Source organism: Desulfovibrio sp. (assembly GCF_041907885.1).
GTDB lineage: Bacteria > Desulfobacterota > Desulfovibrionia > Desulfovibrionales > Desulfovibrionaceae > Desulfovibrio.
Genome location: NZ_JAYRGM010000004.1, coordinates 76,895 through 97,878, shown reverse-complemented (window position 1 = coordinate 97,878; position 20,984 = coordinate 76,895). Strand labels below are relative to the sequence as shown.

Genomic DNA, 20,984 nt, shown 5'->3' with positions numbered 1-20,984 from the left:
AAAAGCCTTTCGCCATGCCGGAATTACCCGCCTGCCCGGCTGAACCAGTTCGACTGGCACAATAGCCCCCGCAGGCCCGACAGTGCGCTGAACACGCGGCCCTTGCTCAGCCCACAGTAGTTTGGCCCGCCGCCCAGGCGGGCTGCAAAAAAAGGAATGCCCATGCAGCTGGAAACCGCCTTTCAGAATCCGCAGTTGTGTCACAGCCTTCTGGACCGCCTCAACCGTGCCCTTGATGGCCGCAGCATGCGCTTTATGGAAGTGTGCGGTACACACACCGTCGCCATTTTTCAGAGCGGTCTGCGTTCGCTGCTGCCTTCTTCTGTTACCCATCTTTCCGGCCCCGGCTGCCCGGTGTGCGTCACCCACGATGCCGAAGTGGCGGCCTTTCTGGACCTTGCAGGCCGCGACCGCGTTATCATCGCCACCTTTGGCGACCTGTTGCGCGTACCCGGCCCCGGCGGCCTCAGCCTCAAGCACGCCCAGGCCCAGGGCGCGCGGGTAGAAATTGTCTATTCGCCGCTCGACGCCCTCACCCTTGCCGCTGCCAACCCCGGCGACACGGTGGTATTTCTGGGCATCGGCTTTGAAACCACTGCCCCCACGGTGGCCGCCACCCTGCTCACAGCCCAACAACGCGGGCTGAACAATTTTTGCGTGCTCTCGCTGCACAAACTTGTGCCGCCCGCCCTGCGCATATTGCTTGAAGACAGCGAATGCGGCGTGGAGGCATTTTTGCTGCCGGGCCATGTTTCCACCATTCTGGGGCTGGAACCCTACGCCTTTCTGGCCCGCGATTTTCACGTTCCCGGTATTGTGGGCGGCTTCCAGCCCGCCGACATTCTGCTGGCGCTCTGCCTTATGGCCGAGCAGCTGCGCGACAACACGCCCGCTGTTGCCAATGCCTACCCCCGCGCCGTGGACGACACGGGCAACCCCCGCGCCCGCGCCCTGCTTGAACAGTTTTTTCAACCGGCAGACGCCCTGTGGCGCGGCATAGGCTGCATACCGCAGAGCGGTCTGGCCCTGCGGCCAGAATATGAAAGCATGGACGCCATGAAGCGCCTTGGCCTCACCCTGCCGGATGTCCCCCCCCTGCGCGGCTGTCGTTGCGGCGATGTGCTCAAGGGCCGCATTGCCCCGCCAGACTGCCCGCTCTTTGGCAAAAAATGCACACCCGCCAACCCTGTGGGCCCCTGCATGGTTTCCACCGAGGGCAGCTGCGCCGCCTACTTCAAATATTCGGAGCGATAATGGACGATTGCCTTCTTCTTGATGCGGGCAGCGGCGGCAGGGCCTCACAGCGCCTCATTGCCCAGTGTTTCATGCGCCATTTTGCCAATCCGCTGCTGGAGCGCATGGACGACGCCGCGCTGCTGACCGACATCACCGGCCCGCTGGCCATGAGCACCGATTCCTACACTGTCACACCGCTGTTTTTTGCCGGTGGCAGCATCGGCAGCCTTGCGGTACACGGCACGGTCAACGACGTGGCCATGCTGGGCGCACGCCCCCGCTACCTGAGCTGCGGCTTTATACTTGAGGAAGGCCTGCCCCTTGAAACCCTTGAACGGGTGGTGGCCGACATGGGCGCAGCCGCCCGCGAAGCCGGGGTGAGCATTGTAACGGGCGACACCAAGGTTGTTCCGCGCGGCGCGTGCGACAAGATATTCATCAACACCACCGGCATAGGCCAGATTTTTGCCTCGCCCGTGCCCTCAGGGCACAACGCCCGTCCCGGCGATGCCGTGCTTGTGAGCGGTGCCATGGGCGACCACGGGCTTACGGTCATGGGCAGCCGCGAGGGGCTTTCGTTCCTTACGGATGTGGCCTCTGATTCCGCCCCGCTCAACCATATGATCGAAGACATCATCAACACCGTGGGCGAAGTACACGTGCTGCGCGACCCCACGCGCGGCGGGCTGGCCACCACGCTCAACGAAATCGCCGAGCAGTCGCAGGTTTCCATTGTGCTGGACGAAACCAGCGTTCCCGTACACGAGGCCGTGCGCAACGGATGCTCCTTCCTTGGGATGGATCCGCTGTATCTGGCCAACGAGGGCAAGTGCATCTGCATTGTGCCAGAGGCCCACGCCGAGGCAGCCCTTGAGGCCATGCGCCGCTCGCCCTTTGGCAAGGAGGCTGCCCGCATCGGCACGGTAAGCGAGGGCAAGGCCCAGGTAGCGCTGCAAACGCGCATCGGCGGCCGCCGCCTGCTGGGCATGCTGGAAGGCGCGCAGCTGCCCCGCATCTGTTAAGGTACTTTTTGCGGAACTATCCGCCCCAACACCTTTTTTGTTCAAGCCGGTGCAGGAACTCCCCTGCCTGAAAGGATAACTTATGGATTCCACCTACCAGCGTGCCATGAATGCCAGCGTGACCCCGCAGATTTTTTCCACCATGGTCAGCAACGCCCAAAAGGTGGCCGAGGCCTTTGCCGGTTCCGGCTCGGCCAGTGTGGATGCCGACACCATCGCCGCCGTGTTCAGCCGCATGGTGGTTGCACAGATCGAAATGTTTGAAAAGAAATAGGTTTCTGTGTACAGCACGTAAAAAGGCCGTCCCTGGGACGGCCTTTTTTATCTCTTGCACACCGGGTAAACACCGCACAGCGCCTGCCCTAACAGGCAGCCCAGGGCGTCACGTCTGCACCCCGGCGCAGGGCTTCGCGCACCTCGGACCACTGACGCTCCATGTCTTCCAGCCGGGCCAGCAGGCAATCTTCTGCCTCTGTGCGGGCCAGCACCGCCGCCACGGCCCCCTGCTCGAACACCAGCCGCCGGTCGGCGGCCAGTGCCAGCACTGGGTCGTGCGTTGCCATGACAATTATCTTGTCCGAGGCCAGCAACAGCTCAAGGGCCTTGCGCTTGTCCACCCCGGCGTTTTCTATCTCGTCAATGAGCAGCACGGGCGACCAGCTGAGCAGGGCCGTATCTGCAATCATCAGGGCGCGCGATTGCCCGCCGGAAAGCTGGGTAAGCTGGGTATGGGCATAAAAGGGCTCGCCAGCCAGCTCGTTGGCGGCCTCAAAAACCCGCAGCGCCGCGCCCTGGGGGTCTGCCACCTCGCGGCTCAGGGCATGGGTGCGCAAAAAATCCATCACGCCCATGTCGAGCACAAAATTCATGTTCTGCGTGAGCTGGGCCACCAGCCGCCCTTGCAGCTCAAAACGCGTGTCCTCGTCCGGGGCTGCGCCGTTGAGCAGCACCGTGCGGCCTGTGGGGGTATCGCCCGCTGCAAGCGATTCTATGTCGCCCAAAAAACGGCTTTTACCCGCGCCGGTTGGCCCCAGCAGGGCCGTAATCTCACCGGGTTTGAAGTGGATGAGCGCCTTTTCCGGCATTCCTGCCTTGTCGCGGCCAGGGGTCAGGCTCAGGCTGGTGAGGGCCAGCACCCTATTTTCATTCTCCAGTTTCAGATCCATGACCGCCTCCAAAATCCGCCTTTTTGACATTGCCCTTCTGATAGCGCGCGCCGATACGCATTTCACTCAGGCAGTAGGAACAGATGGCGGCGGGCATGGCAAAACGCAGCCGCATGTCGGTTACAGAGGCAATATCGGGCGCGATAGCCATGATGGAGGCCAGCTCTGCGCAGCCCTGCCCGGTCAGGCCGTTCACATGCCTGATCACGGCCCGCTGGTTCATCTGGCGGATGCGGTAACGGTACACCTCGCGTTCTGCCTGCGAAACCAGATCCCCCTTGGTTACGGCCACCACGTCGGCCAGCCGCAGCATGGGGCCGATTTTTTCCGGCGCGTCTATGCCCATGAGGTTGTCGATGACGCACAGGGCCAGGGCCCCGCGCAGATGCGGTGAACAGCGGTTGCACAGACCCGCAGTTTCGATAACGCAGATATGCGCCCCGGTTTGCGCGGCCCAGCCAAAGGCTTCTTCCAGATTGGTGGCAAAAAAATGGTCGGGACAAAGCCCGCCAGAAAGCGCCACAGAAACGGGAATACCCGCCGCAGCGTACAGCTCGTCATCGCGGCTTTGCAGGCAGTCAAACTTGATCACCGCGCAGCTGATGCCCCGGCTGTTCAGGCTTGCGCACGCCTTGACCACCAGCGATGTTTTGCCGCACGAGGGCGGCCCGGCCACGGTTATGAGCCGCATGCCGCACCCGCTTGCAGCCGCCGAAACTTGAGGGCCAGAATATCGCGCAGGCTGTTGACATCATTGTTTTCCACAAAATCCCACCCCACCCATTTGAGGCGGGCCGTGCGCGGCAATCGCGAGGGACGCGAGCCGTCCATGGGAATAAACCAGGCAGCGCTGTCGATCTCGCCAAAACCGTTGGCAAAAAAGTTGAGCAACGGGGCGAGGCGTTCCTTTTCCGATTTCTTGGCCAGCAGATAGAGCGGGCTTGCCGCTGCGCCGTCCTCTGGCCAGACAATTTCGACGTGCTCCGGCAGTTTGGTGCTTTCGGCAAAAAACAGCGGAATAATAAAGATGCCCCCGGCATCGGGCGCGGCAGTGCCGCACACCTTGGCCATGCGCGAGGAATGCATGAAACTTTTGATGTTTGCGGCCAGCCCGGTAACGCCCGGCTCGCCGTAATCCTTGTACTGGTTCAGCAGCACGGCATCGGCCATGTCGTCGCCGTCGCCGCACATGACAATCTGCCCGCGATAGCGCGGGTGCGTCAGGTCTTCCCAGTTGCGGGGCGCGGGCAGACCGTCGAGCTTCTTGTGATCTATCAAAAAAATATAGGGGGTTACACCGTAAATGGTGTAGGCCCCGGCGGGATCAACCAGGCCAGCATCGGCGTACAGGGGGTTGAGAACCCGTGGCTGCACGCCTTCAAAAACGCCGGTCTTTACAAAACGCCGAACAAATTCGCCGCGCCAGAAATCGCCGTAGCCGATGGAGGCGATGACTGCGGGCAGCTTGCCAGCGTCTGTTTCCATATACAGGGGATCGTAAGGATCCACCGAGGTGCAGCCCATGGGAATATGGGTTGTGAGTGCCGGGCATTGCGCCGCCGCAATGGCTTCTATGCGTTCCTTCACCACCAGTTTGACCGGGCAGGGCGCATAGAGCAGCAGGTCTGCCTTGACCGGGGCCGGGGCTTCGTCTGCCTGCTGCCATGACTGCATGAGGTGCTCAAGCCTTTTCATAGTGCCTCTTTCCGCAAAAAGTTTGGGGGCCGGTTATGATAAAGCAAAGAGCGTGCCGACCTTAAATATTTTCAAACCACTGATTTTAAATATTTTTAAAAAACAAGCATGCGGCCAGCCAGCGCAATATTGTTTCGTGATACAATATTGCGCTGTCATCCCAGACCCCTGCCGTCATCATGCACTAATCAAGGGCGCTGGCCAGCAGCATGAGGTTGAGCGCGGTGACAATACCGGTCAGCGTAAACAGCAGCAGCTTTGTGCCCTTGCCGTTGGCATACTTGCCCATAACCTTGGGGGAAGATGTGAGCGCAACCAGCGAAATCATGGTGATGGGCAGCTGTACAGAAAGAGCCATCTGCGAGAGCAGCAAACCCTTGAAAGGATCGCTGGTCAGCCAGATGAGCACCAGGCCGCAGCCAAGCGAACCCACAATACCCATAACGCTGTGCTTGTCCTTGGTATTGTAGGGTTCGCCCGCCATGCCAGAGGTCATGATGCCCCCGGCCATGCCCGATGTCACCGAAGAGGCCACGCCTGCAAACAGCAGGGCCACGGCAAAAACCACCGATGCCCCGTCGCCCAGCAGGGGCCGCAGCAGATCCCTGGCCTGTTCCAGCTCTGTAACCTGCTGCCCCGCCATCCAAAATACAGCAGCGGCCAGAATGATCATGGCACTGTTGATGGCCCAGCCCACCATCATGGCAAACAGCGTGTCAAAAAATTCGTAGTCGAGCCGTTTTTTGATAAAGGCGTCGCCCTCCAGATTCCACTGGCGGCTCTGAATGATTTCGGAATGCAAAAAAAGATTGTGCGGCATGACCACCGCGCCCAGCACGCTCATGATCACCAGCATGGAACCTTCGGGAAAGCAGGGTTTTACCCAGCCCACGGCAGCCTGCGGAACCCACCCGGCGGGCACGAGCCACAGTTCGTACAAAAAGGCCAGGCCAATCACCGACACAAAGCCGATGATCCATTTTTCAACCTTGTTGTACGAATTGAGCAGCAGCAGCCCCGCCGCCAGCACGGCAGTAAGCGTGGCCCCCACGGGCAGAGGAATGGAGAACAGCATGCGCAGGGCAATGGCCCCTCCGAGAATTTCGGCCATGCTTGTCATCACAGACGCGCCAAAAGCGCTCAACAGCACCAGCCGCCCAAGTGTGCAGGGAAAATACTCTGTAATGGCCTCGGCCATGCACTTGCCGGTCACAATGCCCAGGTGCGCGGCATTGTGCTGCAAAACAATGAGCATGAAGGTGGAGAGGCTCACCATCCACAACAGGGCATAGCCGTACTCTGCCCCGGCAGCCAGATTGGCAGCCCAGTTGCCGGGATCAATAAAGCCCACGGTCACCAGCAGGCCCGGCCCAACGAACTTTAAAAATTCCTCGCCTTTATGGGCTATGCCAGACACATGGCACGCACTCCAAAAATTTTTAACGCCCATATTTCCTTCCAGGTATCTTAATGTCGATACACAACTGACACATTGCCCCGATAAAGCATCAATGTATTAAGCAGAACTCAAACCAACGGTACACGCACTCAGGGGCAAGAGGCAAGGGGCGGCAGATTCCCACGCGCCGCAATGCTTGCAGCGCCTGCGTAAAATGTTTATGAATGCCGCGCCCCCCCTTTATCGGCCTTCCAGGTTACATTTGTGTTGCGCATATTAAGTTTCCGAAGAATCAGCCGATAGCTCTCAACAGGCCGGGTCCGCCAGACTGTCCGGGTCATTTATCAGATTGAGCAGGAGCCTTTTATGACTATCAGACTGCGCGTTATTCTGGGTTTTCTTCTTACCATTGTCGTAATGGCTGCCGGAACACTGCCATTCATGCTCAAGACCATGCGCGACAATGCCGAAGAAAGCTACCTCGCCAACGCCTCCACCCAGTTGCAACTTATGAGCAACTATGTGGAGACGTTTATCAGCGGAGCCGAACGTGATGTGGCCCTGCTTGCGCAGGAGCCCTATATTGCCGAGGCAGTGGGGCTGTTTCCCAACTTTTCGCAAAACAAGGAAGCCGACGTTTTTTCTCGCGCCGATCTTTCGGTAGACGCGTTTAAAACCGTGCAACCCCTTGTACGCCTTGACGAAGGCTCTGACGACTATGTGGAGGCATACGCCGGCTATACCGACGGCAGCTACGCTACATCGGCCGACAATGCCAAGGTTCCCGCTGGCTACAATACCAGCAAGCGCCCCTGGTACACGCAGCGTGCGGCTTCTGCCCAAAAGGTGGGGCTGGCAGACAGCTACCTTTCCATCACTGGCGAACTTGTGGTGGCCATTACCCACAAAATGTTTTCGCGCAAGGGCGACTTTACGGGTGTGCTCGGCATTGACGTTTCGCTCAACGGCCTCTCCCAGCGCTTTACCGACCTGAATTTTGGGCATACCGGCTACTTCATGCTGCTTGAAAACACGGGCCGCATCCTGTGCAACCCGCGCTACAAAGACCTGACCGGCAAGATCATTGGCAAGGACGTGCAAGATCCCGGCCTGGTCAAGCTGTTTGGCATAAAGGACGGCACGGTCAGCACCGTGGTCAACGGGCAGGAAGTGCGCGCCAGCGTGCGCACCACCCCGCACGGCTGGAAAATCCTCATGGTTCAGAGCGAGGACGAAATTTTTGCGGCCACCAATACGGCCATACGCACCAGCATAATCATTACCGCCAGCGTTGCCCTGCTCATGCTGCTCATTGCCTGGGCCATCGCACGTTCCATCAACAAGCCCCTGAGCCTTCTCGTAGATCAGGCCGACAGTGTCGCCGCTGGCAATCTTGAAGTATCCGTTGATGGACGCCTGTTTTACGGCGAGCTGGCCGAACTGCACAAGGCACTTGTCAACATGGTTGCCACATTGCAGGAAATGATCGCAACCTCGCGCCAGCAGGGCGAGGAAGCCCACCGCCAGGCCGCGCTGGCAAAAGAAGCCACCGAACAGGCCGAAGAAGCGCGCAAGCAGGCCGAAAACGCCCGCCGCGAAGGCATGCTCAGCGCAGCCCAACAGCTTGAAGAAGTGGTAAAGGTCATTGGCTCTGCCTCAAACGAGCTTGAGGCCCACATTGGTCAGGCCAACCACCTTTCGAGCGAATCTGCCCTGCGGCTTGGCGATGCCGCCACAGCCATGAACCAGATGAACGCCACCGTGCGCGAGGTTGCCAGCAATGCATCCTCAGCCTCCGGCATGTCTGACCAGACCAAAGCCAATGCCGAAAATGGCGAAAAAATCGTGCAGCAGGCGCTGGAAAGCATTGACCGGGTTCACACGGTTTCGCAGGCACTCAAGGACGACATGGGCACGCTCAACGAGCACGCCCAGGCCATCAACCGTATTATGAATGTCATTTCAGACATAGCCGACCAAACCAACCTGCTGGCTCTTAATGCCGCCATTGAAGCGGCCCGCGCTGGCGAGGCAGGCCGTGGGTTTGCCGTGGTGGCCGACGAGGTGCGCAAGCTGGCCGAAAAAACCATGGCCTCCACCAACGATGTGGGCAACGCCATTGCGGCCATTCAGCAGAGCACGGCCAAAAGCGTTGGCAGCGTGGAAAACGCCCTGGAACAGGTTAAGACCGCAACGGAATTCGCCAACAAGTCGGGCGAAGCCCTGCGCGAAATTGTCCACAATGCCCTTTCCACGGCAGATCAGGTGCGCGCCATCGCCACTGCCAGCGAAGAGCAGTCTGCCACCAGCGAAGAGATCAACAAGTCCATTGTTGACGTCAACGACCGTGCGGAGCAGACAGCCCACGCCATGAACGCCGCCTCCAGCGCGGTGACAGATCTGGCCGAGCAAACCAAGACCCTGGGCAACCTGGTTGCCGACATGAAACGCAGCTAACCACACCCCCTGCCTACACATCAGGGCGTCCGCCTTACACAAGCGCGACGCCCTTTTTTTACGCGCTCCGCCTCTCCTCACTGTTACAGATCTGCCGCACAGACCGGCCCGCCACACAATCGTAACAATTCCATCATACATATCAGCTGCAAGCACTGGTAATTATTGCCCTGCGGCAATACTTCACACCACTGGAGCACACCATGAAGCCTTCGGCTGTTATGAACAACAGGGAACTGAGCTGGCTCAGTTTCAACGAGCGTATCTTGCAGGAAGCGCGCGACCACACAACGCCTCTCATGCAACGGCTGCGCTTTCTGGGTATTTTTTCCAGCAATCAGGATGAATTCATCAAGGTTCGCGTGGCTTCGCTGGTGCGCCTCACCCGCTCCAAAAGCAAAATCAAACCCCTGCTCATGGGCGGCCTCACGCCCGATGAAGCCTTGCAGCGCGTCAACGACAAGGCCGCAACCGCGCAAACCGCCTTTCGCGAAACCTACGAGGAAGTGCTGGATGCCATGGAGCACGAGGGCATACGCGTGCGCAACGAAACCGAGCTCAGCGAGGGGCAGGATGCCTTTTGCCGGGGCTATTTCGGCAACGTGGTGTACCCGCAGCTTGTACCGCTGATTCTCAACAAATCCGCTCAGCTGCCTTTTTTGCAAGACAGCCAGATATACCACGCCGTCAAGATGGAATCAGACGCAGCACCCGGCAAATGCCGCTACGCCGTACTGCGCATACCCGTCAATGCCGCCTGCCCGCGCTTTGTGGAAATGCCCTCTTCGCCCGGCTGCCACGATATCATCTTTGTGGACGACATCATCAGGCTGTGCCTGAACAACATCTTTTTCATGTTCAACTATGACCGCATCACGGCCTACACCTTCAAGGTCATGCGCGATGCGGAGCTGAGCCTCGACGACGACGTTTCAAAAAGCCTTATCGAAAAGATGGAAGAAGGCCTGGAACACCGCCTGCGCGGACGCCCGGTGCGCCTCATCTATGATCAGGCCATGCCTGAAGACCTGCTGTTTCTGCTGGCCTCAAAGCTCAACCTCAAAAAGGGCGAGCTCGACCCCGGCGCGCGCTACCACATGATGCGCAGCCTCATGAACTTTCCAAGGGTGCGGCCAGACCTTGAAAACGCCGTCATGCCTGCCTTGCAACACCCCGACATCAAGCCCTTCTCAAGCATTCTCAAGGTGGTGCGCACCAAGGATATCTTGCTGCACTTTCCCTACCACACCTTCAACCACGTGGTGGAATTTTTGTGCGAGGCGGCCATAGACCCCAAGGTGACCAATATTTCCATCACCCTGTACCGCACCGCCGACCATTCGCGCATCATCAACGCCCTGATCAATGCCGCGCAGAACGGCAAAAAGGTTACGGCCTGCGTGGAGCTGATGGCCCGCTTTGATGAGGAACGCAACGTCAAAAGCATAGACATGCTGCACCAGGGCGGCGTGCGCGTCATCCATGGTCTCAAGGATCTCAAGGTACACAGCAAGCTTATTCTTGTGGAACGGGCCGAGGGCGCAAAAAAAACAGGCTATGTCTACATTGGAACCGGCAATTTTAACGAAGACACGGCACGTTTTTACAGCGATGTGGGCCTGCTGAGCGCCCACTCCGGCTTTGTGGAAGACGCACGAACCATTTTCAATTTTCTCAATGCCTCGCACAAGCCAGTTGCGTGCCGCGATCTGGTGGCCGCCCCCCAGTGCATGCGCCCGTTTTTTACCCAGTGCATCGAACGCGAAATACGCAATGCCAGGGCGGGAAAAAAGGCCTTTGTTCACGCAAAGCTCAACAGCCTTACAGACGAAGCCATGATCAGGCTGCTCTACCGGGCCAGCAAGGCGGGGGTAGACGTGCGCCTTATCGTGCGCAGCGCCTGCTGCCTCAAGCCGCAGGTACAGGGGCTCAGTGAAAATATCCGGGCTGTCAGCATTGTGGACAAATTTTTGGAGCATGCCCGTATTCTGCTGTTTTGCAACAACGGCAGTGAGCTGGCCTATATTTCAAGCGCCGACTGGATGCCCCGCAACCTCGACCGCAGGCTGGAGGTGGCGGCTCCTGTTCACTGCCCGGCCACTCGCCAGACCCTGCGGGATATTTTTGACATCCAGTGGGCAGACAACGTCAAGGCCCGCATACTCGATGGCACAGGCGCAAACAGGTACAGCCGGGGCGAGGGAGTTGTACCCTGCCGCTCGCAAACGCTCCTGTACGAATATTACCGCCGCAAGGCCTCGCAAGCAGCCGAAAATGCCAAAAAAGACGATACGGCCCCAACCACTCGCAAGGCAGAATCCACAACGCCCAAGCCCAGGGCGCGTAAAAAACAGCGGCAAACTCCGCCAAACCACAGCGCGGCGGCGCAGGCCAGCCAAGAGCTTGAAGCAGAATCCTGACCCTGCTGGGCCTTATGGCGCTGTGCGCGGCCCGCACTCGCAAAAACCAGTGTATATTCCGGTGATCTTGGTGTACTCTTGCCAGACCGCGCCTCAGGCGCGCTGCAATGACCACCAGGCATTTCACCCACTGCCGTAAGAGGAGACAGAGTGAAACCCAGCATGCTTGCCGCCGTTGATGTTGGCTCCAACGCCATCCGCTTTCTCATCAGCAATGTTGAAGAGCTGACGCACGACAAACCGGTTAAAAAGAACGCCTATCTCCGCATTCCCATTCGCCTGGGAACAGATGTTTTTCTGTACGGGGCCATTTCAGAGCAAAAGCAGGCCGCCTTTCTTGACGCCATGACAGGCATTGCGCATATCATGCGGGCCTACGGCGTTGACCACTACCGTATCTGCGCCACCAGCGCCATGCGCGATGCCGCCAACGGGCAAGATATAATGAAACTGGTGCGCGAAAAAACAGGCCTGCGCATCGACATTGTCACCGGGCTTGAAGAAGCGCAGATTCTCTTTAACGCCAACGCCCTTGCCAGATTTACCGATGTAAACAGCGCCCTGTATGTGGATGTGGGCGGCGGCAGCACCGAGGTGGTGGCCCTGCGCGACGGCAAATTGCAAGAAGCCTTTTCCTTTCAGCTCGGCACGGTGCGTATTCTTGCCAATGCGGTCAACCCCGCAGAGCAGGAGCGTTTTCGCGCAGAAATGCGCAGACTGGGCGAAACCTACGCGCCCGAATGCGTCATTGCCTCGGGCGGCAATATCAACAAGGTTTCAAAGCTGCTTGAAAAGCGCGATGGCAAGCCCGTGGGCGCCCCCGAACTGCGCGCCCTGCACAAGGATCTGCTGAGCCTCAAGCTTGAGGAACGTATGGAAAAATACGGACTCAACGCCTACCGGGCAGACGTTATTGTGCCAGCACTCGATATCTTTTTGGGTGTTGTGGACATGTCGGGCGCAAAGCAGCTGATTATTCCCAAAATCGGCCTTGTGGACGGTATTATCCGCCACATGTGGCTGAATGCCGCCGATCTCGACGAGCGGGCCTGCCCCAAAGCCCAAAACTAACATGGACGCGTGCTGTCTGCCCAGTCAGCCCATGCCCTTGCTTCAATTGCTTTACGGATTTGCGCCTCCCCCCGGCGCAGAGCCGCCTTGCCTGCCCGTATTCAGGGGCAATTATAGACAAAGCCTGCCGAATCCGGCATTCATATCCTAGCGGATTGTTGCGCCCAGCGTAACTGCCCCTTCCATAGCATCGACCTTTATTACTCTTACTTTGCAACGCTCCGGCTTTTTGCCAGCCTTTCCGCCTTTGCCCCTTACCGCACTGCGGAGGAATCATGCCGTCTACACAACTGCGCTTTCTGTTTGTTATTCTGGCTGTCATCATGTGCGCTACTCCGGCCATGGCCGGGCCAGCATACAGAATAGCCGCGCCCAGCAACCCGCAGGAAGACAACTGGCTGCGGCGCGAAGGTTTTTCCATAACCTTTCAGGTGGATGAAGCACGCTGCAAAAAGGAATACGGCGCAGACTGGTCGCGCCAGTGCGCCTCTGCTCCCGCTGGCGAAGAAGGACGCGTGGTCGAAGGCGTGCGCATGACCCCGCCTGTGGCTGGCGTGTGGCGCTGGATTGACGATTCTACCATGGAATTTACGCCCAAGGAGCACCTTGCTCCCGACACGCGCTATGCCGTTTCGCTGGACAAGATGTCCCTGCCGGGGCGCTTTTCGCTCAAACGGCAGGCTCTCTACGCCACCCAGCCCCAGGCCGTGCGCGTGGGCAAGGAAACGTTCTGGATCGACCCCTCGCCCAAGGGCGCGCATGCGGTTTCTGTGCCGCTGCGCTTTCTCTGGCCCGTGGCCGCGCAGGATATGGACGCCCGCATAACCCTTGGCCCCAGCGACCCCAAGAGCGGCCTGGCCCTTGGCGCGCCCCGCCTTGTGTGGAACGAACGCCGCGACGAGGTGGTGGTTACGGCTCCTGTAACTGCCCTGCCGGAGAACAACGCCGCCGCCCGCATAACCATCAAGGGCCTGCCCGCCTTTACCGAAAATTCGGGCAAGTGCGTGGTGGCCGCACCCAAAAAAGACGCAAAAACCCCGCAGGCCGTGAACGTCGAGGCCTTGTTCTCCATAACGGGCCGCGCCCGTTTGATGGATGTGGTCAAAATCACCATCAGCCCTGTCTACGACGACAAGCTGGACAAAAAATTCCAGCTTGAGGTCAAGACCACCCTGCGCGTGCTGCCCTCAGAATTGCTGCGCAAGCTTGAGCTTATCCAGCTGCCGCGCAAGCTCACGGCAGAGGCAGGCAAGGACGCCGACTGGACAAAGATGCCCGCCATCAGCGCCGACGACGTTAAAAACGGCACGCGCCTCAAGCCAGAACTCATGCAGGCCGCAGACGAACCCGCCGACCGGCTGCTGCTGCGTGTTCCCGCCGAGGCAGGCCGTGGTCTGCTGGCCGCCGTGGACAAGGGCCTGCCCTCCACCGCAGGGCCGGAAACCGCCCAGGTTCGCCGCTTTGTGCTAACTGTGCCCTCGCTGGGCACAGAGGTGGACTTTTTGCAGCCCGGCAACGTGCTGACACTGAGCGGGCAGAAAAAGCTGGATATCTACGCCACAGGCCTCACATCCGTGGCCTGGCGGGCCGAACGTGTCCGCGATCCATTCCTCGCTCTTGCGGCAAAAGAAGCGGGCTTTGAAACCCCTTCCACCGACATGGACGTGATGAGCGACGTGGTCGAAGGCCGCATAGAAGTTCGCAAGGAACAGGCCGGTGCGTCGTCCTTTCCCGTGCTTGATCTTGCCCCCCTGCTGCGCGGCGGCAAAGATCCCGTACACGGCCTCATGCGCGTGGAACTGACCGGCTACAAGGGCGACCAGTCCGTTGCCTATGCGGCGCGCATGCTGCTGGTCACAGATATGGGCCTGACCGTTAAAATGGCGGGCGACGGCGCACGCACCGTATTTGTGCAGCACCTTGGCACAGGCCAGCCCGTACAGGGCGCAGAAGTGCGCCTGCTGGGCGTAAACGGCCTGCCGCTGCAAACCGCCGTCACCAATGCCCAGGGCCGCGCCGACCTGCCGCCTGCCAACGGCCTTGAACGCGAAAAACGCCCCGTGGCCGTGGTTGCCCTGGCCCCTGCCGCTGCCAAGGCTGCCGATTCGAGCAAATCTGCCGATCAGGGCAAGGACTCTGCCCCGCAGGATCTGGCCTGGCTTTCACTCGACGATGCCAGCCGCATGGTGGATTACAGCAACTTTGCCATTTCTGGCCGCCACACCTCGGCAGACGGCCTCAGCGCATCGGTTTTCAGCCAGCGCGGCATCTATCTGCCTGGCGAAACCCTGCACTTTGGCTGCATTGTACGCCGGTTCGACTGGCAGCCCATGCCGGCCGGTCTGCCGCTTGAGGCGGTGCTGGTCAGCCCCACCGGGGCCGAAGTTATGCGCCGCGCCTTCACCGTGGGCAACGACGGCCTCAACTCCTTTGACTGGCCGTGCCCGGCAGATGCCCCCGTGGGCTCGTATCAGCTTGATGTGCGTCTGCCCGGCGGCAATGCGCGCTCTGGCGCTTCGCCCGTGCTGGGCAGCACCCGTGTACGTGTTGAAGAGTTTCAGCCCGACACCCTGGCCCTTGCGGCCAGCTTTACGCCCGCCGCGCCCAAGGGCTGGATACGCACCGGGCAGGAAGCCCCGGCCATTGAGGCCCAGGCGAGGCTCGACAACCTGTATGGTGAACCGGCCGCCAACCACCGCGTACAGGCCACCCTGCGCACGGAAAAAAGCCGCCTGCACTTTACGGGCTATGAAGACTACACCTTTTATGAGCCTGCGGGCTTTGAGGGCGAGGCACAATCGCTGGAGCTGCCCGCTGCCTTTACAGACAGCAAGGGTATAGCCGCCTTTGCCCTGCCCCTGGGCAGATTGCAGGCGGGAACCCTGCGCGGAGCCGTGCAGATTGAAGGCTTTGAACCCGCTGGCGGCAGGGCCGTTACCCGCCAGATCGAATCGCTGTTCTCGCCCCTGGCCGTAGCCCTTGGCTACAAGCCCGAGGGCGAGGTCAACAACCTCGACTATATCCCGCAGAACGCCAAGGCATCGCTGCATCTGCTGGTGCTGAACAATGACCTTGCGCCCGTAAATCTGCCCAAGGCCGAAGCCGTGTTCTCTGCCCGGCGCTATGTCAACAGCCTGGTGACTGATTCTCGCGGCGAGTACCGCTACGATGCCACGCCCGTTGATACGGAGCTGACCCGCAAGCCCCTTGATCTGGGCGCGCAGGGGCTTTCGCTGCCCCTGCCCACCGCCGATGCCGGTGATTTTCTGCTTACCGTGCGGCAGGCCGACGGGGCCGTGCTGGCGGTCATTCCCTACACCGTGGCGGGCAACAGGCTTGCCCAGCCTTCGGCCCTTTCTGCCGAATCCCTTGCCAAGGGTGACCTGCGCATCCGGCTCGACAAACAGCAGTACGCCCCCGGCGAAACAATCAAGATGCGCCTCTCCACCCCTTATGCGGGCGCGGGCCTCATCACCATCGAGCGCGAAAACGTGCTGGCCCAGGCGTGGTTCACAGCCCAGGCTGGCGAAACCGTGCAGGAAATTCGCATCCCTGATGACTTTCAGGGGCGCGGCTATGTCAACGTTTCCTACGCCCGCTCGCTGGATTCGGATGTCATCTACATGAAGCCCCACGTTGTGGCCGTGGCCCCGTTCATGTCGGGCATGGATCAGCGCGACATGGGCCTTGCCCTTACGGCCCCAGCCCGCACTCTGCCCGGTGATACGGTCACCGTGCGGCTCACCTCACGCGTGCCGGGGCGGGCGCTGATTTTTGCCGTGGATGAGGGCGTACTGCAACTCACAGGCTTCACCACACCCGACCCGTTGCGCGATCTTTTGGGCGACCGGGCGCTGGATGTGAGCACCGCCCAGATATTTGATCTGCTCATGCCCGACCATGCGCGCCTGCGTGGCCGTATCCCCGGTTTCGGCGGCGACATGTCCGGCCCTGGCGGGCGCTTTCTCAACCCCTTCAAGCGCAGGGGCGAACCGCCCTTTGCCCTCTGGCAGGAAATTGTACCCGTGGACGCCAACGGCACAGAGGTACGCTTTACCGTACCGCAGTACGCCAGCGGCAAAATCCGCATCATGGCCGTGGGCAGTGCCGCCCCCAGGCAGGGCCTTGCCCTAGCGGGCAGGACAGAAACCCACATGGAAGTGCGCGGCACGCTTATTCTCAAGCCTCTGCTGCCCCTGGCCACAGCCCCCGGCGACGAGTTTGACGGAGCGTTGGTCGTCGCCAACACCGTTGAAGGCAGCGGCCCCGGCGCGCGCGTGCGCATAAGTATGGAAAGCGCCTCCGAAGGATTGGCCTTTGCCCAGCAGCCCGCTCCGCAGACTGTTACGGTGGATGAAAACGGCGAGGCCACGCTGAGCTTCCGCATGCGGGCGCAAGACAGCCTGGGCGAGGCCGCCGTGCGCTTTACCGCAAACCTTGAAGACGCCAAGGCTGCCAAGGCCGGGGCAGACAAGCCCGTCATCCGCACCCAGACCGTTTCCATACGCCCCCCGGCGCCGCGCCTGCGCACAGAAACCGTCACCCCCCTGCGCGGCCCCACAAGCGTGGACGTGCAGCGCAACCTGTATCCTTTTGAGGCCCAGGGGCAGGCCAGCGTGGGCGCCATGCCCGTGCTTGCCCTGCGCTCGCTGCTTGCCAAGCTCAACACCTACCCCTACGGCTGCACAGAACAGCTCATCAGCCGGGCCATGCCCTACGCGGCCCTGCTGGGCGCGCCCGAAGCACGCCACGAGGTGCTGCGCAGCCCCAACATCAGCCCCGAAAATCTGCTCAAACAGGGCAACAAGGTCATCAGCGCCGCTCTCACCGCCATTATGGGCAACTTTACGCAATACGAGGGCGTCAGCCTGTGGCCCGGAGCCCCCACCAACGACTTTGTCACGGCCTACGCGGCAGACTTTCTGCTCACGCTGCGTGACAGCGGAACCGTCACGCCCGAGGGCCTGTCGCAAAACCTGCTTGATACCCTGGAGGCCATTGTGGGCCGCTCGCCCACCGACATGGCCGATGCCCGCATCAAGCTGTATGCGGCCTGGATTCTGCAACGCGATGGCCGCATCATGACCCAGGATCTGGAGCGGCTCGAACAGTGGCTCAAGGACAATTACAAAGGCTGGGAAAATGACATTGCCGCAGCCTTCCTTGCAGACAGCTTTGACATGCTGCGCCTGCGCCGCCGTGCGGAACAGCGCATGCCCGCAACCCTCACCCGCTGCGACGACAGCTTCATGAGCAACGGTGCGGCACAGGCCCTGCACGCCCTCATGGTGGTGCGCCACTTCCCCGAAAAGAAAAAACAGCTGCGCATGAACGACCTGCTCGACAGCGCCTTCAGTACCAATGCCACAACAGTGGATATGGGCCTTGGAGCAAGAACCTTGCTGGCCATGGGCGATGCTGCCGCTCTTAAAGCCGACAGCCTGAGCCTGACCTGCCAGCAGTATGCCCAGGGCTTTGCCCCGGCAGCAGCCAAGGCCGCGCCCCTTGGCGGCGCGCTGGTGCTTGAGGCCCCCGGCTGCACCCGCTATCAGGTAGAAATGCCCAAGGGCGAACCCCTCCTCAGTCTGCTCACCACAACCGAGGGTTTTGACCGCACGCCCATGAGTGATGCCGCCAACGGCATCAGCCTGCAACGGCGCTACCTTGATTCGCGAGGCGAGGCCGTAACCACGGCAAAGCTGGGCGACGTGATCACGGTGGAACTGGCCGTGCAGGCCAGCAGCGAGATCAGCAACGTGGTGCTCGTTGACCTTCTGCCCGGCGGCTTTGAACCCGTGCTGGAAAAGAATGGCCAGAGCCAGCCGCAGGATGGCCTGATCCGCTACGAACGCCGCGAGGACAGGGGCATCTTCTTTATCGACCTCAACGGCGACCGCCAGACCTTCACCTACAAGGTACGCGCGGCCTCGCGTGGCCGATTTGTGCTGCCCACGGCGGCGGCAGAGGCCATGTACAACCCGGCAATCAACGCCCGCACGGGCGGCGGTAATGTCGCTGTCGAATAACCTTCTGGCCCGGTTTCGCATGGCTTTGCCGCGTATGCGGAACCGGGCCGCGCTTGCGATCCATGCCTTCTGCACCCTTGTACGGCGCAGAAGGCGCATTGTGACAGCTGTGGGTATTGCAACCCTGCCGCTGGCGGCCCTGCTGCTCTGGCTGGCGCTTGCCCCCTGCCCCCACCCGCTGGAAGGCGTGGCTTTTTCGCGCATGGTGCTCGACAAACGCGGCGGCATCATGCGCGTGAGTCTTTCTGCCGACCAGAAATACCGCATCCGCACCCGTCTGGCTGAAATTCCCCCCGCAGCGGTGGATACCGTGCTGCGCTACGAAGACAGATTTTTCTGGCACCACCCAGGCATCAATCCCCTTTCGCTGTTCCGCGCCGCCGCTGGCATTGTCACCGGGGGCCGCCGCATGGGCGGCTCTACCATCACCATGCAGGTGGCCCGGCTTTCTGCCGGGCTTGAAACCGGCAAGCTGGGGGCCAAGCTGCGCCAGATGCTGCTGGCCCTGCAACTGGAGTGGCACTACAGCAAGGAAGAAATTCTTGAGGCCTACTTCAACCTTGCCCCCTACGGTGGCAATGTGGAGGGCCTTGGTGCGGCGGCTGTGTGCTATTTTCATAAAACCGCCGCCCAGCTGGCCCCGGCAGAAAGCGCAGCCCTCATGCTTGTGCCGCAAAATCCTTCGCGCCGCAGACCGGCGCGTGAAAACAAGGCCTTCAGTCAGGCCGTACACCGGCTTGATGAAACGTGGTTCGGCAAAAAGGAATCCGCGCCTCTGCGCGTTTACAGCCCGCAGGATATGCCCTTTGTGGCCCCGCACCTGAGCACCGAGCTTTTACAGCGCCCCGGCACAGATGCCCTGCGCACAACCCTCGATACAACCGCCCAGCGCCGCATGGAGCGTCAACTGGCCCGCTTTGCCGCACGCAACAGCACCTATGGTCTCACCAACTGCGCCGCCCTGCTGCTGCACTGGCCCAGCATGGAGGTGCGCGCCCTGGCGGGGTCTGCCGATTTTTTCAACCGCGCCATCGAAGGGCAGATAGACGGCACACGGGCGCGGCGTTCGCCCGGCTCCACCCTCAAGCCCTTGATCTACGCGCTGGCGCTGGAGCAGGGCCTCATCCACCCCCAAAGCCTGCTGGCCGACACCCCGCACAGCTTCGCTGGCTATGACCCGGAAAACTACGACGGCGCGTTCCGTGGCCCTCTTTCTGCCGCAGAGGCCCTGCGCGCCAGCCGCAACGTGCCCGCCATAACGCTTACAGCCAAACTTACCCGCCCCACGCTCTACGAATTTTTACGCCGCGCCGGTGTGGAGTTTGCCGATGGCGCAGACCACTACGGGCTCTCGCTGGTGCTCGGCGGCGCAGAGGTAAGTATGCGCGAACTGGCTGGCCTGTACGCCATGCTGGCAAACAAGGGCGTGTGGCGGCCACTGCGCTTTCTTACGGACGAGGCCCCTTCGGCCCCGGCCCTGCCCCTGCTGACGCCAGAGGCCGCCTTTGTGACCCTTTCCATGCTGGAAGCGCCAGACCCGGACAGAATGGCGCGCTCACAGGGCGGCACGGTTCTGCCGGTGCGGCTAAAAACCGGCACGTCCAATGGCTTTCGTGATGCCTGGGCAGTGGGCCAGTTTGGCCCCTATGTGCTGGCGGTGTGGGTTGGCAATTTCAACAATACCGCCAATCCGCTGCTTGTGGGCGGCATGGTGGCGGCTCCGCTGTTCATGGACATGGCCCGCGAACTGGCCGCCGCCGAACCCATGACAGACCCCTTTCGCGATCCGGCCCCGGGCCTTAATGTGGAAAAGCTGCGGGTGTGCGCGGCCACAGGCGACCTTGATACCAGCTTGTGCCCAGAAACCACACTCACCTGGTTTATCCCCGGTGTATCGCCGGTGGCCCCTTCGGGCGTGTTCCGCCACATTCTCATCGACAAGGCCAGCGGCCTGCGGGCCTGTATTCCGCAGGAGGGCCGCACAGAGCAGCGAGTGTGGGAATTCTGGCCCAGCGATCTGGCCCGCATGTTTGCGCGTGCGGGCATGCCCAAACCTCCGCCGCCGCCCTTTGAGGAGCAGTGCCGCCGGGAGCAGAAAATTGCGGGTCAGCCGCCCACCATTATCCAGCCCAAAAACGGCCTCATCTACCGGCGCACGGCTGATGCGCAGAACGGCAGCATGGTCTTTATGGCCCACGCCGAGGCAGGCGTGCGCGAACTCTACTGGTTTGCCAACGACAGCTATGTGGGCAGCACCGCCCCGGGTGAGCCCCTGTTGTGGCCAGCGGCCATGGGTGATGTTTCGGTACGGGTAGTGGACGATGCGGGGCGTGCGGCGCGGCGCAACATACGCGTGCGGGCCGCGCCTTAGGGGCGGTTCCACCTTGGCCCGTTTGCCCCATCCTGAGCAGGGAACAAGCTTTTACACGGTGTAAACAGCCTTCAGGGGCAGCAGGCGTTCGCCGTGATGCAGGGCGAGCAACTCGCCAGCG

At 60.9% G+C, this 20,984-nt stretch carries 12 protein-coding genes; 8 read left to right on the top strand and 4 right to left on the bottom strand.

Going from position 1 to position 20,984, the window contains the following annotated elements; genetic code table 11:
• Window positions 1–162: 162 nt before the first annotated feature.
• The 3 genes from hypD to ACE3NW_RS04020 all read left to right on the top strand — a co-directional run bounded on the left by hypD (window position 163) and on the right by ACE3NW_RS04020 (window position 2,532).
• The gene (gene hypD / locus ACE3NW_RS04030) at window positions 163–1,254 is read left to right on the top strand and encodes a hydrogenase formation protein HypD (RefSeq protein WP_374280629.1); all 1,092 of its coding nucleotides are present in this window, start codon (window positions 163–165) and stop codon (window positions 1,252–1,254) included.
• Complete coding sequence (gene hypE, locus ACE3NW_RS04025) at window positions 1,254–2,258, top strand: hydrogenase expression/formation protein HypE (protein WP_374280627.1); 1,005 nt, start codon at window positions 1,254–1,256, stop codon at window positions 2,256–2,258. The genes hypD and hypE overlap by 1 nt, the downstream gene beginning before the upstream one ends.
• A gap of 82 nt (window positions 2,259–2,340) precedes the next feature.
• Window positions 2,341–2,532, top strand: coding sequence for a hypothetical protein (locus ACE3NW_RS04020; RefSeq protein WP_374280625.1), 192 nt, complete (start codon window positions 2,341–2,343; stop codon window positions 2,530–2,532).
• Between the two features lie 88 nt (window positions 2,533–2,620).
• On the opposite strand, the gene ACE3NW_RS04015 is transcribed toward ACE3NW_RS04020, so the two are convergent.
• The 4 genes from ACE3NW_RS04015 to ACE3NW_RS04000 form a co-directional block, all read right to left on the bottom strand.
• Complete coding sequence (locus ACE3NW_RS04015) at window positions 2,621–3,424, bottom strand: ATP-binding cassette domain-containing protein (RefSeq protein ID WP_374280622.1); 804 nt, start codon at window positions 3,422–3,424, stop codon at window positions 2,621–2,623.
• Window positions 3,402–4,115: a GTP-binding protein gene (locus tag ACE3NW_RS04010; RefSeq protein ID WP_374280620.1), complete on the bottom strand. Its 714-nt coding sequence runs from the start codon at window positions 4,113–4,115 to the stop codon at window positions 3,402–3,404. The genes ACE3NW_RS04015 and ACE3NW_RS04010 overlap by 23 nt, the downstream gene beginning before the upstream one ends.
• The gene (locus ACE3NW_RS04005) at window positions 4,103–5,119 is read right to left on the bottom strand and encodes an ABC transporter substrate-binding protein (protein ID WP_374280617.1); all 1,017 of its coding nucleotides are present in this window, start codon (window positions 5,117–5,119) and stop codon (window positions 4,103–4,105) included. Before ACE3NW_RS04005 ends, ACE3NW_RS04010 begins: the two co-directional genes overlap by 13 nt.
• 184 nt (window positions 5,120–5,303) lie before the next feature.
• On the bottom strand, window positions 5,304–6,569 hold the full coding sequence (locus ACE3NW_RS04000) for an Nramp family divalent metal transporter (RefSeq protein WP_374280615.1): 1,266 nt from the start codon (window positions 6,567–6,569) through the stop codon (window positions 5,304–5,306).
• A gap of 315 nt (window positions 6,570–6,884) precedes the next feature.
• Between ACE3NW_RS04000 and ACE3NW_RS03995 the strand changes: the two genes are divergently transcribed.
• From ACE3NW_RS03995 to pbpC, 5 genes are all read left to right on the top strand, one after another.
• The gene (locus ACE3NW_RS03995) at window positions 6,885–8,975 is read left to right on the top strand and encodes a methyl-accepting chemotaxis protein (RefSeq protein WP_374280613.1); all 2,091 of its coding nucleotides are present in this window, start codon (window positions 6,885–6,887) and stop codon (window positions 8,973–8,975) included.
• Window positions 8,976–9,178: 203 nt separating this feature from the next.
• Window positions 9,179–11,395 (top strand): polyphosphate kinase 1, encoded by a 2,217-nt coding sequence (gene ppk1 / locus ACE3NW_RS03990; RefSeq protein ID WP_374280611.1) that lies wholly within the window; start codon window positions 9,179–9,181, stop codon window positions 11,393–11,395.
• Between the two features lie 150 nt (window positions 11,396–11,545).
• Window positions 11,546–12,466, top strand: coding sequence for a hypothetical protein (locus ACE3NW_RS03985; RefSeq protein ID WP_374280609.1), 921 nt, complete (start codon window positions 11,546–11,548; stop codon window positions 12,464–12,466).
• Window positions 12,467–12,741: 275 nt separating this feature from the next.
• Window positions 12,742–18,492, top strand: a complete 5,751-nt coding sequence (locus ACE3NW_RS03980; RefSeq protein ID WP_374280607.1) for an alpha-2-macroglobulin — start codon at window positions 12,742–12,744, stop codon at window positions 18,490–18,492.
• Window positions 18,476–20,863: a penicillin-binding protein 1C gene (pbpC, locus tag ACE3NW_RS03975; protein WP_374280605.1), complete on the top strand. Its 2,388-nt coding sequence runs from the start codon at window positions 18,476–18,478 to the stop codon at window positions 20,861–20,863. The genes ACE3NW_RS03980 and pbpC overlap by 17 nt, the downstream gene beginning before the upstream one ends.
• Window positions 20,864–20,984: the final 121 nt, after the last annotated feature.